Origin of the sequence: Enterobacter sp. A103, from assembly GCF_034427535.1 — a bacterium.
Taxonomy (GTDB): domain Bacteria; phylum Pseudomonadota; class Gammaproteobacteria; order Enterobacterales; family Enterobacteriaceae; genus Enterobacter; species Enterobacter asburiae_B.
Window position 1 is genome coordinate 824,996 of the sequence record NZ_JAXQPQ010000002.1, and the last position, 15,486, is coordinate 840,481.

Sequence of the window (15,486 nt, forward strand, 5' to 3'; positions counted from 1 at the left end):
TCAGAAAATAATCTTGTGACGCCCTGCCAGAGAGTGCGACAGCGTGGTGCCGTCGACCATTTCCAGCTCGCCGCCCACCGGCACGCCGTGGGCGATGCGGCTGGCGTCAACGCCGTACTGCGAGCACAGTTCGGCGATGTAGTTGGCGGTTGCCTCCCCTTCCACCGTTGGGTTGGTGGCGAGGATCACCTCTTTGATGGTTTCGGACTCAAGACGCTGTTCAAGGCGGTCAAGACCGATATCATCCGGGCCAATACCGTCCAGCGGGGAAAGATGCCCCATCAGCACGAAGTAGCGGCCGGAAAACTGCCCGGTTTGTTCGATGGCGTAGATGTCCGCCGGACTCTCCACCACGCAAATCTGACCGTTTTCCTGACGACGCGGGTTCGTACAGATGTTACACACGTCCTGCTCGGTAAAGGTGCGGCAATCCGCACAGTGACCAATTTCTGACATGGCGCGGGTTAAAGCCTGCGCCAGGCGCATCCCGCCGCTGCGGTCGCGCTGCAATAGCGTAAACGCCATGCGCTGCGCCGACTTCGGGCCAACGCCCGGCAGGCAGCGCAGTGCTTCCATTAACTGCGTGAGCAGCGGACTGGTTTGCATCAGAATGGCATCTTGAAGCCAGGCGGCAGCTGCATACCGCTGGAAACAGAGGCCATTTTCTCTTTCTGAGTTTCGTCGATACGGCGAGCGGCATCGTTAAACGCGGCTGCAACCAGATCTTCCAGCATCTCTTTGTCGTCTTCGAGCAGGCTCGGGTCGATTTCCACGCGACGGCAGTTGTGCGCACCGTTGATGGTCACTTTGACCAGACCGGCACCGGACTCACCCGTGACTTCCAGCTGAGCGATCTCTTCCTGCATCTTCTGCATTTTTTCCTGCATCTGCTGAGCCTGCTTCATCAGGCCACCCAGACCGCCTTTTCCACCAAACATAGGCTTCTCTCTTCTTTCACGTTTAAGGATTACAACCGTAAGTCAGACTCACGATCAAATGGGGCGAATACTCTCTTCATCCAGATCGGCGTCGAAGAACCGGCGCAGGGTCTGAATGTTGTTATCCGCAATAATCGCCTCGCGCGCCTGCGCGAGCTTTTCTTCATAAATGGCCTGGCGCCACTCGAGCGGCGTTTTCACTGCCGGATTATCATCTTCAATGATAGTCAATTCAACCGGCGCACCCTGTAATGCGGTGAGCGCCTCGGCCAGCGCCTTTTGCGCGCCAGGGGAATTGAGGTGCCGCTGGCCCGGACGCAGGTGCAAACGCACCTGATTGCCGTCCTGCTCTTTCCAGGCATTCAGCGCGACCTGCTCGACCAGCTTCGGCAGCTGGAGTTTGCTGACCTCGGCGGCCCAGGCGTCGCGCGCAATGGACTCTTCGGCAAGCTTCGCGGAAAGCTCCGGCGTTTTCGCATGCTCCAGCGCCTTTTTCAGCGCTTTCGGCGTGGCGACCTCTTCCTCCACCTCTTCGGTGACGGTGGTTGCCTTCCAGCGGTAAGCCTCTTCTTTCACCGGGGCTTTCTGCTCGCGCGCGGACGGTGCCGGACGCGACTGTACGCGCTCCGTTACCGAGGCCAGTCGTTCAAGCGCGGCGTTGTTCACCGGCCGCGCTCTTCCTGGCGCTGCCGGTTCACTCTTTTTTGGTTTGGTTACTCCCTGCGCACGCTGCAGCTGGCTGCGTGCGGCAAGCACCGAACTGGTGGCATCCGACAGCGGCACGTTTTGCGGCGGCGGCGGTGTCGGCTGCGGTGGCACCTGCTGCGGCGACATCACCGCCGTAGGGGCGACCGGCGCGAAAGACTGCCGCGGCGCTTCCGGCTCCGGCAATGGCATGCGCGGGTGGAACGCCAGCGCGCGCAGCAGCGTCATTTCAACGCCCATACGTGGATCCGGCGCGAACGGTAACTCTTTGCGGCCAATCAGCAGCGTCTGGTAGTACAGCTGCACGTCGGCAGGCGGCACGGTGCGGGCAAGCTCACGCATCCGCTGTTCAATGGCGGCCATATCCGCTCCGATGGCGGACGGAGAAAGCTGCAGCATCGCCACGCGGTGCAGCAGGCTGAGCATCTCAACCAGCAGTCCTTCCCATTCGATACCCCGGGCAGCGGCCGCGTTCACCTGCGACATCACGCGTTCGCCGTTGGCGGCGATCATCGCCTCGATAAGCGACAGCGCCTGATCGTCATCCAGCGTGCCGAGCATGGTGCTGACCGCCTCGGTGGAGAGCTTGCCGTCACCGCTGGCAATCGCCTGGTCGGTCAGGCTGAGCGCATCACGCAGGCTGCCGTCCGCCGCGCGGGCCAGCAGCTGCAGGGCGCGCGGTTCGTGGACAATTTTCTCTTCATCAAGAATGTGCTCAAGCTGCGCGCGGATCTGCTCAACGTCCAGCGCCTTCAGGTGGAACTGAAGGCAGCGCGACAAAATCGTGACCGGCAGCTTTTGCGGATCGGTGGTCGCCAGCAGGAACTTCACGTGCGCGGGCGGCTCTTCCAGCGTTTTCAGCAGGGCGTTGAAACTGTGGCGCGACAGCATGTGCACTTCATCGATCAGGTAGACCTTGAAGCGGCCACGCGCCGGGGCGTACTGCACGTTATCGAGCAGATCGCGGGTATCTTCCACTTTGGTACGCGAGGCGGCGTCGATCTCGATCAGATCGACAAAACGCCCCTGCTCGATCTCCCGGCAGTTATCACATACGCCGCACGGCGTGGCGGTGATCCCGGTTTCGCAGTTGAGACCTTTTGCCAGCAAACGGGCAATAGAGGTCTTACCGACGCCGCGGGTGCCGGAGAAAAGATAGGCGTGATGGATGCGACCTAGCGACAAGCCGTTCGCCAGGGCCGTCAGCACATGTTCCTGACCGACAACGTCAGCAAAGGTTTGTGGTCGCCATTTACGGGCTAACACCTGATAACTCATGGGCAGGCTCTGCAACGCTGGAAGGTGAATTTATGGAGGGGAATGCTATCACAACCTCACCCATTGAGCGAGGTTGTGAAAACCGGGATTAATGACCCGGGAAAGGCACCAGGCTGTAGCTGGTGATGCCCTGTTTTTCCAGGCGCTGTTCACCGCCGAGATCGAACAGGTTGATGATGAATGCCGCGTCGGTCACTTCACCACCCAGACGACGGATCAATTTCACGGTCGCTTCAATGGTACCGCCGGTTGCCAGCAGATCGTCCACCACCAGCACTTTGTCGCCAGGCTTGATCGCATCAACGTGGATCTCCAGCTGATCGGTGCCGTACTCCAGCTCATAGCTCTCAGCAATGGTTTCACGCGGCAGTTTGCGCGGCTTACGCACCGGCACAAAACCCACGCCCATTGCCAGCGCAACCGGTGCGCCAAACAGGAAGCCACGGGCTTCGGTACCTACTACTTTGGTGATCCCGGCGTTTTTATAACGCTCGACCAGCAGTTCAATGCTGAGCGCGTACGCTTTCGGGTCTTCCAGCAAGCTGGTGACATCACGGAAAAGAATGCCAGGCTTTGGATAGTCCTGGATGCTTTTGATGCTGTTTTTCAGATATTCAAGCTGCTGTGCAGTTGCGGTCATCGGTTTTGCCTAAATGAAACAGTGTTACTCACAGCGCGCAACGAGTCGGCCAAGGCAACAATTGTTTAACCTTTGACCAGGCGCACCTGTGCTCGAAAACGGTCGAATTTACTGGCTGCGCGTGATAATTGCAACAGCCATGATGAGGCTTCAGTGCTTTTGTTGCTTTTCATCAACCACGGGGATCCGCCACATGAAGAAAAGCAGGCAGGAGAGGATCGCCAGCAGCAGAATACGTACCCACATCATTTTCACCAGCCATAATGAAATAGCGAAGGTGATGAGGATCACCGCGATCGCGCGCGGCTTCGCGCCTGGCGGCATGGCCCGGTGTTTTTGCCAGTGCCGCAGATAGCCGCCAAACCACGAGCGATAGAGCAGCCAGTGGTGAAAACGCGGCGATGAGCGGGCGAAGCACCAGGCCGCCAGCAGGATAAACGGGGTGGTCGGCAGCAAGGGTAAAAACACACCCAGCGTGCCAAGCACTACCGCGAGCCAGCCAATGATGATTAAAATAGTACGCTTCATAATGCGAATCGTTATCAAACTGAACGGCTACTTTACCACTGGAGAGCGCCTTGAAAACAGCACTGCTTCTTGAGAGGCTGCAAAATCAGCTTAGTGCTCTGCGGGAGCAGGCTACACCGCTGATGGGCCACGCCACGCTGAAACCGCGCTTTGACCGGCAGCTTTTTCGTACCCGCAGCACCGTCATTCAGGATTACCTGGCGGAAGCGCAGACCAACCTCGACGAGCTTCGCCATGCGGTTGAGAGTGAACAGCAGGAACAGGTGGCGTGGCTCGCAGAGCATCTCACAGAGCAGATCACCGCTCTGCATCGCGAAATCGCCGCCTGGCCGCTGCGCGCCTGGGACAGCGCCTCGCCGGGGCTCGGTAAATGGCAGCGCAAGCGGCTGGAGAACCAGGAGTTTGAGCGCAGGCTCTTTGAGATGAAGCGCGAGCGCGAGACGCGGCTAAACAACAGCGAGACGCTGGAAGAGCAGCAGCTATTGATGCGCGAGATTAGCGCGCTGGAAGGACGTATCGTCCGCTGCCGTCAGGCGCGGGACGAGATTGAGCGCGTCATAGAACGTTTGACCCGTTAACAGGAGCCACACCCATGTCACTGGAAAATGCACCCGATGAGGTCAAGCTGGCCGTCGATTTGATTATGCTGCTGGAGAATCATGAGATCCCGGCGGAGACGGTGCTTAAGGCGCTGGAGATTGTGCGGCGGGATTTTGAAGGTAAATTACCCTCACCCCAGCCCTCTCCCTGAGGGAGAGGGGGAAAATCGTTCCCTCGCCCCTGAGGGCTGAGAGAAAATAGATTAAGCAGGTGTAGGATCGTCACCCTTAATGTCGCGCTTCACTTCCGTATGCTCATCACCTTTCTCGTTGCGCAGGTGAACCTCGAGCTGGTTGAAGGCGATATTAATATCGTTTTCACGGCACAGACGATCGATAGAACGGTTGAGTTCATCCACCGTGTAGCTGCGGTCACGCAGCTCGCGCACGTATAAACGCAGCTCGTGATCCAGCGTGCTCGGCCCAAAGGTGGTGAAGAAGACCGCCGGCGCCGGATCGTGCATCACTTTCGGATGTTCTGACGCCGCCTTGAGCAGCACCTCTTTCACCTTCTCCAGATCCGATCCGTAGGCTACGCCCAGGCGGATCACCACGCGCGTCACCGTATCGGAGAGCGACCAGTTGATCAGGCGCTCGGTCACGAACGCTTTGTTCGGGATGATCACCTCTTTGCGATCGAAGTCGGTGATGGTGGTGGCACGAATGCGGATCTTGCTGACCGTACCGGAGAAGGTGCCGATGGTGACGGTATCGCCGATTCGTACCGGACGTTCGAACAGGATGATCAGGCCGGACACGAAGTTACCGAAGATCTCCTGCAGGCCAAAACCAAGACCGACCGAGAGGGCGGCCGCCAGCCACTGCAGTTTATCCCACGAGACGCCAAGCGAGCCAAAGACCGTCATCGCCCCAACAATAATGATCACGTAGTTGAGGATCGTGGTAATGGCGTAGGACGCCCCCTGGCGGAGATTCAGACGTGACAGGAGCAGCACTTCGAGCAGGCCTGGCAGGTTGCGAATCAGCGCCCAGGCCACCACCGACGACACCAGCGCAAACAGCAGGCTGCCCATGGTCACGCTTTTCATGACCGCCGCGCCCGCTTCGGTACCGTTGTATTGCCAGAGGGTAATACTGTCGAGATAGGCGAAAACGGTAATAAGATCGGACCAGATGGCCCAGAACATCACCGCAAACAGGGCGATCATCACCAGCATGGTGATGCGCAGCGTCTGCTGGTTAACCTGCTCCAGGGCGATGGTCGGCTCTTCCTGCGGCTCCGCGCCTTCGGCCCCCTCTTTCACCTGATGCTGACGACGCGCGATAGCACGGCGATAGGCAATGCGGCGAGCCGCCACGCTCAGGCCGCGCAGCACGGTCTGATAGAGCAGGTTCCAGACGATCACCAGATAGACCGTTTCAATCCAGCGCCCGGACAGGCGCAGCGTGGTATAGAAGTAGCCCGTTGCCGTCAGCACCATTAGCGCCAGCGGAATGATCGCCAGCACCGTCACGGTGGCCAGGCGAATATTGTGGGACTCTTTATCACGCCAGCTGTCGCGGCACATCGGCCACATCAGGATCGCAATCAGCAGCAGGTTCAGCAGGATAACCAGCTGGCCCAGCACGTCATCCATCAGGTGCAGCGGAGAAAGCTCAGAGACAACCGACCAGAAGTGCAGCGGCAGGAGCGCCAGGCTGATGCGCACAATCTGACGACGCCAGTGGCTGGTAAGCTGCGCAGGCATGTTGAAATGACGCACCGCCACGCCGTCTTTTTCCAGCACCTTCCAGCACACGCCAAAGACCAGCCAGAACAGCGCCAGTTTTTTACTGAACGCCCACAGCAGATCGCTGACGTTGAGCTGCATGGTAAGCAGAATCAGGCCCACGGCCAGAATAATCAGGCACACCGGCAGGGCGCGGATGAGATCGATCAGAATCGCTTTAGGCGTATGGAGCTGGCTATCGTTGCGCAGCTGCCCCACTTCGGAGGCCAGCTTCGCCTGATATTTTTTCAGCCAGCCCAGACGCCAGCGGATCAGGCCGGCAATCAGCAGCAGCGGTAATCCCGCCAGCAAGGCAATCGTCACCGCAGGCCAGGCTTTCTCCCAGTTTACGGTGATCTTCATGCTCTTAATCTGCGTTTTCAGCGTCTCCGGGAAGGATTTGACCCAGTCCCAGTCCATCGGCTTGTTGCTGTTCACCCAGAAAATCTGCTGGGTCAGGATCTCCTGCAGACTTTTCGAGACGCTCACCAGCTGCTGCTGGTTGATTTGCAGGTTAATGGCCATCATCAGCTGGTTGCCCAGCTGTTTGTTGAGCTGGTCCAGCAGCTCGCGACGCATATCGACGACCTGGAGCAGCGCGTCGTGCACTTCCGGGTTCACGTCGCTGGAATGCCCCTCTTCAATTTTGGCGACAAAGGCATCGCTCTGGAAAAGGGCATCGCGCTGCTGGTTGACGTCAAACTGTTCCAGACGTAAATCCGCAATGCGGTTGGTCATGTCCTCCAGCTCATCGGCGGACGGGAGCGTCTGCTGCTGCTGGTAGAGAATACGCGACAGCAGGAGGCTGCCCTTCAGGACCGCAATCTGCTCTTTGATGTTGCGCTCAGCCTGCAGCGCGCGATCCAGCCAGTTCTTCACTTTGATATTTTGCTGAACCAGCGAGTTGCCGTTTTCCGTCGCCAGTATCAGGCGCTGGCTAAGCTGGTGGTTGGCCTCGAGCTCCTGTTTCACCAGCGGATTCGCCTGAATGCGGGCGGTTTCGTCAGGCGATACGGCCTCCTGGGCGGTTTTTTCCGTCAGGGTCAGGCGTTTGCTGTTTACCGCCTCCTGCAACAGCTGAAGCTGGTGTTCCAGGCGGTTAATATTCGCGGTGACGTAATCACGCTGTTTCTGAAGCGTGTCCTGTAGCACCGTATTCCCTTCCAGGCTTTTACGCTGCTGTTCAATCTGTGCATTGAGCAAGGTCTGCTGAACCAGCAGCAGGGTTTGCTGCGTCGGGCGCAGCGTGCCTTCGCCGACCGTCGTGCCGTTCAGACGGTTGCGGATCTGCTGCAGCTGCTGAGACGCGGCGTACATCGCGTTTTGCACGCGCTCGGGCTGGGTCTGCAGCGAGACAAGCTGGCTGTTATAGGTTGCGAGATCCGACTGCGCGGTTTGCAGGTCGTCGAGCAGTTGCGCGACGCGGGACTCCAGCTGGCGTAAAGAGAGCGTCGAGAGCGTCTTGCGCGTCTCGTCGTCGTTATCCACATCGCTGAGGGCATTCAGCGCGTCGGTGGCCTTACGCATGTTTTCAGGCGCCTGCGCCACCTTCTGACGAAGCTGGACGGTTTCCGCTTTGATGCGTTCAATTTTATCCAGCGTTTCCAGCGTTTCCGTCAGATCCTGCTGGACGAGTTTCTCCTGAGGGGAGAGATCTTTTTGTTTGTTCAGCGTGTCGAGCTGCGACTGAACATCGCTGCGCGAGGGAATATCATTGCTGTTATCGGCGCGGGCCCAGGTCAGCGGCGCCGTGGCGAAGAAAAACAGCATCGCAAAGAGCAATGCAAAAACAGGATGTTGCGAGCGATTGATGGGCAGCATAGTTGTGAATGATGTCAGAAGATGACCGAAAATAGTCCGGCGTGAAGAATATCACGCTCGCTGAAAGCAGAATAGCGCGAACGTTATCCTCTGAGATAAATCCTGGAAAGGGATCAGGCCGTTAGCGAAGGCGCGTCGCTGCGCAGCGTGGGGCAGAGCTGTAGCATTTCCAGTAAAATCGCCACGTAGCTGCGGGCTTCCTCTTTGAGGTCAAAGGATTGCGGCGAGAAAAGCCAGTTTTCCATCAGACCTGAAATGTAGCTGCGCATCAGGATTGCCGCCCGTCGGGTCAAGAGATTGGCCGGTAAGAGTTTTGCCTGCATACACAGGTTCAGGTTCTGTTCAATACGATCATAGCTCTCCAGGCTAAGGCTGCGTTGCGCCTGCTGCACCACCGCCATCTCGCCCACGAACTCGCATTTATGAAAAATAATCTCCATCATTAATCTGCGACGTTCTTCAACTACCGTTGCTTCAAGGATATATACTAATATTTCTCTCAATACTGAGAGTGGATCGTCAGGGAATTTTGCCCGATACTCACTCTCGAGATCGCTAATGCTGGACTCTGAAAGCTCCCAGATTTCACTGAACAGATCTGACTTATCTTTAAAATGCCAGTAAATCGCTCCTCGCGTCACACCGGCAGCCTGAGCAATCTGCGCCAGCGAGGTGGATGAAACACCCTGCTGCGAGAACAAACGTATTGCCACATCCAGAATGTGTTGTCGGGTTTCCAGCGCTTGTTGTTTAGTTTTTCGTGCCATAGGTGGGTGAATTTACAGGAGTCAGATTTACATACATTTGTGAATGTATGTACCATAGCATGACGATAATATAAACGCAGCAATGGGTTTTTAGACTCAGGACCCTTGATCAATTTGAAATCGGACACTCGAGGTTTACATATGAACAAAAACAGAGGGTTAACGCCTCTGGCGGTCGTTCTGATGCTCTCAGGCAGCTTAGCGCTAACAGGATGTGACGACAAACCAGCTCAACAAGGAGCTCAGCAGGCGCCAGAAGTAGGCGTCGTGACGCTCAAATCTGAACCTCTACAAATCACCACCGAATTACCAGGCCGTACCAATGCTTACCGCATTGCGGAAGTGCGTCCTCAGGTCAGCGGCATTATCCTGAAGCGTAACTTCACCGAAGGTGGTGATGTGAAAGCCGGTGAGTCTCTGTATCAGATTGATCCAGCAACCTATCAGGCCTCTTATGAAAGTGCGAAAGGCGACCTGGCGAAAGCACAAGCCGCGGCCAAAATTGCTCAGCTGACGTTGAACCGCTACCAAAAGCTGCTCGGCACCAAGTACATCAGCCAACAGGATTACGATACCGCTCTGGCCGATGCACAGCAGGCTAACGCGGCCGTGGTGGCAGCCAAAGCGGCCGTCGAAACCGCGCGCATTAACCTGGCCTATACCAAAGTGACCTCTCCTATCAGCGGTCGTATTGGTAAATCTTCCGTCACGGAAGGAGCGCTGGTGCAGAACGGTCAGACCAATGCGCTGGCAACCGTGCAGCAGCTTGATCCGATCTACGTTGACGTGACGCAGTCCAGCAACGATTTCCTGCGCCTGAAACAGGAGCTGGCTAACGGCACCCTGAAACAGGAAAACGGCAAAGCCAAAGTGGAACTGATTACCAATGACGGTATCAAGTTCCCGCAGGAAGGAACCCTGGAATTCTCTGACGTGACGGTCGACCAGACTACCGGTTCCATCACCTTACGTGCGATTTTCCCGAACCCTGACAAAAATCTGCTGCCAGGTATGTTCGTTCGCGCGCGTCTGGAAGAAGGAACGAATCCAACCGCACTTCTGGTTCCACAGCAGGGTGTGACCCGTACGCCACGCGGCGATGCGAGCGCGCTGGTTGTTGGGGCTGATGACAAAGTCGAAACGCGCAATATCACCGCCACTCAGGCGATTGGCGATAAATGGCTGGTGACGGAAGGTCTAAAAGATGGCGATCGCGTGATTGTTACTGGTTTGCAAAAAGTTCGTCCTGGCGCGCAGGTTAAAGCACAGGAAGTGAAATCTGACGATAAACAACAAGCTTCGGCCGCTGGCCAGTCAGAACAAACCAAGTCTTAACTTAAACAGGAGCCGTTAAGACATGCCTAATTTCTTTATCGATCGCCCCATATTTGCGTGGGTGATCGCCATAATCATCATGCTGGCCGGGGGACTTGCGATCCTGAAGCTGCCTGTTGCGCAATATCCAACGATTGCGCCACCGGCGGTGACAATTTCCGCAACCTACCCGGGGGCTGATGCGAAAACGGTGCAGGACACCGTCACCCAGGTTATCGAACAGAACATGAACGGTATCGATAACCTGATGTACATGTCCTCAAACAGTGACTCCACCGGTACGGTGCAGATCACCCTGACCTTCCAGTCAGGTACGGATGCTGACATTGCGCAGGTTCAGGTGCAGAACAAACTGCAGCTGGCTATGCCTTTGCTGCCGCAGGAAGTACAACAGCAGGGTGTGAGCGTCGAGAAATCGTCCAGTAGCTTCCTGATGGTTGTCGGCGTTATCAACACCAACGGCACCATGACGCAGGAGGATATTTCCGACTACGTGGGCGCCAACATGAAGGACGCCATCAGCCGTACTTCCGGTGTGGGTGACGTGCAGCTGTTCGGTTCCCAGTACGCGATGCGTATCTGGATGGATCCGAACAAGCTGAACAACTTCCAACTGACCCCGGTTGACGTGATCAGCGCGATTAAAGCGCAGAACGCCCAGGTAGCGGCAGGTCAGTTAGGCGGTACGCCGCCGGTGAAAGGCCAGCAGCTTAACGCCTCGATCATCGCGCAGACCCGTCTGACCTCTGCCGATGAATTCAGCAAAATTCTGCTGAAGGTGAATCAGGACGGTTCGCAGGTTCGCCTGCGCGACGTGGCGAAAGTTGAGCTGGGCGGTGAGAACTACGACATCATCGCGAAGTTCAACGGTAAACCGGCTTCCGGTCTGGGTATCAAACTGGCGACCGGCGCTAACGCCCTGGACACCGCCACGGCGATCCGCGCAGAGCTGAAGAAGATGGAACCGTTCTTCCCGTCAGGTCTGAAAATCGTTTACCCGTACGACACCACGCCGTTCGTCAAAATCTCGATTCATGAAGTGGTTAAGACGCTGGTTGAGGCGATCATCCTGGTATTCCTGGTGATGTACCTGTTCCTGCAAAACTTCCGCGCGACGCTTATCCCAACGATTGCCGTGCCGGTGGTATTGCTCGGGACCTTTGCGATCCTGTCGATATTCGGCTACTCAATAAACACCCTGACGATGTTCGGGATGGTGCTCGCCATCGGCCTGCTGGTGGATGACGCCATCGTCGTGGTCGAGAACGTCGAACGCGTGATGGCGGAAGAAGGTTTGCCGCCGAAGGAAGCGACCCGTAAATCAATGGGCCAGATCCAGGGCGCGCTGGTCGGTATCGCGATGGTGCTGTCTGCGGTATTTATCCCGATGGCCTTCTTCGGAGGCTCTACCGGTGCGATTTACCGCCAGTTCTCCATTACCATCGTTTCCGCGATGGCGCTGTCGGTACTGGTCGCGTTGATCCTGACCCCTGCCCTGTGTGCCACCATGCTGAAGCCAATTCAGAAAGGCGGTCACGGCGAGCACAAAGGGTTCTTCGGCTGGTTTAACCGCATGTTCGATAAGAGCACGCATCACTACACCGACAGCGTGGGCAACATCCTGCGCAGCACCGGTCGTTACCTGCTGCTCTATATCATCATCGTGGTGGGCATGGCCTTCCTGTTCGTTCGTCTGCCAAGCTCGTTCCTGCCAGATGAAGACCAGGGCGTGTTCCTGACGATGGCACAGCTTCCGGCGGGTGCCTCGCAAGAGCGTACCCAGAAAGTGTTGGATGAAGTGACGGACTACTATCTCACCAAAGAGAAAGACAACGTTGAGTCCGTGTTTGCGGTTAACGGCTTTGGCTTTGCGGGTCGTGGTCAGAACACCGGTATTGCCTTCGTTTCTCTTAAAGACTGGTCTGAACGTCCAGGCGAAAAGAACAAGGTTGAAGCCATCACCGGCCGTGCAATGGGCACCTTCTCGCAGATTAAAGATGCGATGGTCTTTGCCTTTAACCTGCCAGCGATTGTTGAACTGGGTACGGCGACCGGTTTCGACTTCCAGCTGATTGACCAGGGCGGTCTGGGTCACGAGAAACTGACTCAGGCGCGTAACCAGCTGTTTGGTGAAGTCGCTAAACATCCTGACCTGCTGGTTGGCGTGCGTCCAAACGGCCTGGAAGATACGCCGCAGTACAAGATCGATATCGACCAGGAGAAAGCCCAGGCGCTGGGCGTATCCATCAGTGACATCAACACCACGCTGGGCGCTGCCTGGGGCGGTAGCTACGTTAACGACTTCATCGACCGCGGTCGTGTGAAGAAAGTGTACGTGATGTCCGAGGCGCAGTACCGTATGTTGCCTAACGATATCAACAGCTGGTTCGTGCGCGGAAGCAATGGTCAGATGGTACCGTTCTCGGCGTTCTCAACCTCACGCTGGGAATACGGTTCGCCGCGTCTGGAACGCTATAACGGTCTGCCATCGATGGAGATCCTGGGTCAGGCTGCTCCGGGCCGAAGCACCGGTGAAGCCATGAACCTGATGGAAGAACTGGCAAGCAAACTGCCTGCGGGTATCGGCTATGACTGGACCGGTATGTCCTATCAGGAACGTCTGTCCGGTAACCAGGCTCCAGCCCTGTACGCCATTTCACTGATTGTGGTCTTCCTGTGTCTGGCGGCACTGTACGAGAGCTGGTCGATTCCGTTCTCCGTTATGCTGGTGGTTCCGCTCGGGGTTATCGGTGCGCTGCTTGCGGCAACGTTCCGTGGACTGACCAACGACGTTTACTTCCAGGTAGGCCTGCTGACAACCATTGGCTTGTCGGCGAAGAACGCGATACTTATCGTTGAATTCGCCAAAGATCTGATGGAGAAAGAAGGCAAAGGTCTTATTGAGGCGACGCTTGAAGCGGTTCGTATGCGTCTGCGCCCAATCCTGATGACGTCGCTGGCGTTCATCCTCGGCGTACTGCCGCTGGTTATCAGCTCCGGTGCGGGCTCCGGCGCGCAGAACGCGGTAGGTACAGGCGTGATGGGCGGTATGGTTACCGCGACCGTACTGGCTATCTTCTTCGTACCGGTGTTCTTCGTGGTGGTTCGCCGCCGCTTTAGCCGCAAGAATGAAGATGTTGAACACAGTCATTCGGTAGAACCTCACTGATACCGGTTCCACATGATAAAAAGGCCGCATTAGCGGCCTTTTTCATTTTCAGAAAAAATCATAAATTACGCTTATTGTGGCTCTATTTATTTTCTGCCATCTTAAATAGACATATCATAATTAACTGATACCTTAATCGGTGAATTCAGGATTTTTTTAATTTCATTTCCCCGCTTAAGCTATTAGGAATATTCCTAATAAGAAGTTCTTACAAAGATAAGTCTGAATCTGAACTTTTCTCATCATTTTTGCTAAGCCGATGAAACGTAAGGAAGCGATAAAACCCCGTCGTTAATTTGGATAAAAACGTTGAGACCAGGGTGACCATTTGCGTGCATGCTCCCAGCCTGCGGTTTTTATTTGTAATTTTTCGTAATAGCGCGGTGAAATCCAGGAAGGAGTGGCTTATAGTTAGGTTATCAGGAACACAGCACTCATGTAGCTAAGTCAGTTGTATCCATCCCGACAATGATGTTCGGTGAGTAAGAAATCACTCAGAAGGGGATGCGCTATGGACGAGTACTCGCCAAAAAGGCATGATATCGCGCAGTTGAAATTTCTCTGCGAATCCTTGTACCATGACTGCCTTGCCAATCTTGATGAAAGTAACCATGGCTGGGTAAACGACCCAACGTCTGCCATCAATTTACAGTTGAATGAGCTGATAGAGCATATCGCAACCTTCGCACTTAATTATAAAATTAAGTACAATGAAGATAATAAGCTCATTGAGCAAATTGATGAATACCTGGACGACACCTTTATGTTGTTCAGCAGTTACGGCATTAACGCTCAGGATTTGCAAAAATGGCGTAAATCGGGAAATCGGCTATTCCGCTGTTTCGTCAACGTGAGCAGAGCTAACCCGGTGAGTCTTTCCTGTTAAAATTATTACAATTACTAAGGTGAATTTATGTCTGATAAACCACTCACAAAAATCGATTATTTGATGCGCTTACGACGTTGTCAGTCAATTGACACGCTTGAGCGCGTCATTGAAAAGAATAAATACGAGCTTTCTGATAATGAACTGGCGGTATTTTATTCAGCCGCTGACCATCGTCTTGCTGAACTGACAATGAATAAACTGTATGACAAAATCCCTACTTCTGTGTGGAAATTTGTCCGTTAATCTTTGAAGGGTGTCTGTAGAGTTCTACGCCTCGTTCTGAGTATTTACCTGTCCCGTTATGCTCCCTGTGCCCAGGCCAGGTCTCCGTGTAAAACGTGTTCATCAGCAGCAATGTTGTGACGTCAGTCACACCGGCTTTTCGGGAACGTTCCCCTTCCGGCCTGTTCCGATTACCCTTCGGTAATAACATCCAAAGAGGTTTCCAATGAGCTTAGAAAAACAGAAAATGATTGCCGGTGAACATTACCGCCCCGGCGATGAGACGTTACGGGCTGACCGACTGCGGGCCCGACATCTGGTTTACCGCTATAACCACACCGCGCCTGATGAAAAAACAGAACGCCAGAACATTCTGGCGGAACTTCTGGGACAAAGCGCAGACGCTTACATTGAGCCGAGCTTCCGCTGCGACTACGGATATAACATTTATCTGGGCAAAAACTTTTACGCTAACTTCGACTGCGTGATGCTGGATGTCTGCCCTGTTCATATTGGCGATAACTGTATGCTCGCACCGGGTGTTCATATTTATACGGCTACCCATCCCCTGGACGCGGAAGAACGAAACAGCGGCGTGGAGTTTGGAAAACCCGTCAATATTGGCAATAACGTCTGGATTGGCGGCCGGGCTGTCATTAACCCTGGCGTCACCATTGGTGATAATGTGGTGGTGGCCTCCGGCGCCGTCGTGACGAAAGACGTCCCGGCTAACGTCGTCGTTGGCGGCAATCCGGCAAAAATCATCAAAACGCTGTGAGGTTGCGGGGAGTCAACTGTTATAGTCTTTTAGCGCCAGACTGTTACTTTTTTCAGCCTGATGGCTCCCCTAAAATTGGCAGACCCC

General features: G+C 55.4%; 13 protein-coding genes, 1 pseudogene and 1 other annotated feature. Of the genes and pseudogenes, 7 read left to right on the plus strand and 7 right to left on the minus strand.

All coding sequences use genetic code 11. The annotated features are described in order from the left end of the window. The 5 genes from recR to SPH27_RS09575 all read right to left on the minus strand — a co-directional run bounded on the left by recR (window position 1) and on the right by SPH27_RS09575 (window position 4,089). A complete protein-coding gene (gene recR, locus SPH27_RS09555; RefSeq protein WP_008499298.1) occupies window positions 1-606 on the minus strand; it encodes a recombination mediator RecR in 606 nt (201 codons plus the stop codon). Next, a complete protein-coding gene (locus SPH27_RS09560) occupies window positions 606-938 on the minus strand; it encodes a YbaB/EbfC family nucleoid-associated protein (protein ID WP_003858972.1) in 333 nt (110 codons plus the stop codon). Before SPH27_RS09560 ends, recR begins: the two co-directional genes overlap by 1 nt. Before the next feature lie 54 nt (window positions 939-992). Beyond that, window positions 993-2,921, minus strand: a complete 1,929-nt coding sequence (gene dnaX, locus SPH27_RS09565; RefSeq protein WP_322435684.1) for a DNA polymerase III subunit gamma/tau — start codon at window positions 2,919-2,921, stop codon at window positions 993-995. Further along, window positions 1,599-1,663 (minus strand) — a sequence feature (DnaX frameshifting element). (Overlaps the previous gene by 65 nt.) Window positions 2,922-3,009: 88 nt before the next feature. Next, on the minus strand, window positions 3,010-3,561 hold the full coding sequence (gene apt, locus SPH27_RS09570) for an adenine phosphoribosyltransferase (protein WP_000127359.1): 552 nt from the start codon (window positions 3,559-3,561) through the stop codon (window positions 3,010-3,012). 150 nt (window positions 3,562-3,711) lie between these two features. Continuing rightward, the gene (locus tag SPH27_RS09575; RefSeq protein WP_033144794.1) at window positions 3,712-4,089 is read right to left on the minus strand and encodes a DUF454 family protein; all 378 of its coding nucleotides are present in this window, start codon (window positions 4,087-4,089) and stop codon (window positions 3,712-3,714) included. Between the two features lie 50 nt (window positions 4,090-4,139). On the opposite strand from SPH27_RS09575, the gene priC reads away from it, so the two are divergent. Together priC and rsmS are read left to right on the plus strand one after the other, a co-directional pair. Beyond that, a complete protein-coding gene (gene priC, locus SPH27_RS09580) occupies window positions 4,140-4,667 on the plus strand; it encodes a primosomal replication protein N'' (protein ID WP_047061255.1) in 528 nt (175 codons plus the stop codon). A gap of 14 nt (window positions 4,668-4,681) precedes the next feature. Next, a pseudogene (rsmS, locus tag SPH27_RS09585) lies at window positions 4,682-4,880 on the plus strand (pleiotropic regulatory protein RsmS). A gap of 11 nt (window positions 4,881-4,891) precedes the next feature. Here rsmS and mscK read toward each other — a convergent pair. Next, a complete protein-coding gene (gene mscK / locus SPH27_RS09590; protein ID WP_047061253.1) occupies window positions 4,892-8,239 on the minus strand; it encodes a mechanosensitive channel MscK in 3,348 nt (1,115 codons plus the stop codon). A 113-nt stretch (window positions 8,240-8,352) separates the two neighbouring features. After that, window positions 8,353-9,006, minus strand: a complete 654-nt coding sequence (gene acrR, locus SPH27_RS09595; RefSeq protein ID WP_033144791.1) for a multidrug efflux transporter transcriptional repressor AcrR — start codon at window positions 9,004-9,006, stop codon at window positions 8,353-8,355. 141 nt (window positions 9,007-9,147) lie between these two features. Between acrR and acrA the strand changes: the two genes are divergently transcribed. From acrA to maa, 5 genes are all read left to right on the plus strand, one after another. Beyond that, entirely contained in the window at window positions 9,148-10,341 is a 1,194-nt protein-coding gene (gene acrA, locus SPH27_RS09600; RefSeq protein ID WP_029741963.1) for a multidrug efflux RND transporter periplasmic adaptor subunit AcrA, read from the plus strand. A 22-nt stretch (window positions 10,342-10,363) separates the two neighbouring features. Continuing rightward, the gene (acrB, locus tag SPH27_RS09605) at window positions 10,364-13,510 is read left to right on the plus strand and encodes a multidrug efflux RND transporter permease subunit AcrB (RefSeq protein ID WP_029741964.1); all 3,147 of its coding nucleotides are present in this window, start codon (window positions 10,364-10,366) and stop codon (window positions 13,508-13,510) included. Window positions 13,511-14,021: 511 nt separating this feature from the next. After that, window positions 14,022-14,396 (plus strand): Hha toxicity modulator TomB, encoded by a 375-nt coding sequence (tomB, locus tag SPH27_RS09610; RefSeq protein ID WP_008499288.1) that lies wholly within the window; start codon window positions 14,022-14,024, stop codon window positions 14,394-14,396. Between the two features lie 27 nt (window positions 14,397-14,423). Next, window positions 14,424-14,642 carry an HHA domain-containing protein gene (locus SPH27_RS09615; RefSeq protein WP_008499287.1) on the plus strand — a complete coding sequence of 73 codons (219 nt, stop codon included), beginning with the start codon at window positions 14,424-14,426 and terminating at the stop codon, window positions 14,640-14,642. A gap of 205 nt (window positions 14,643-14,847) precedes the next feature. After that, window positions 14,848-15,399 carry a maltose O-acetyltransferase gene (gene maa, locus SPH27_RS09620; protein WP_182071792.1) on the plus strand — a complete coding sequence of 184 codons (552 nt, stop codon included), beginning with the start codon at window positions 14,848-14,850 and terminating at the stop codon, window positions 15,397-15,399. The last annotated feature ends 87 nt before the right edge of the window (window positions 15,400-15,486 follow it).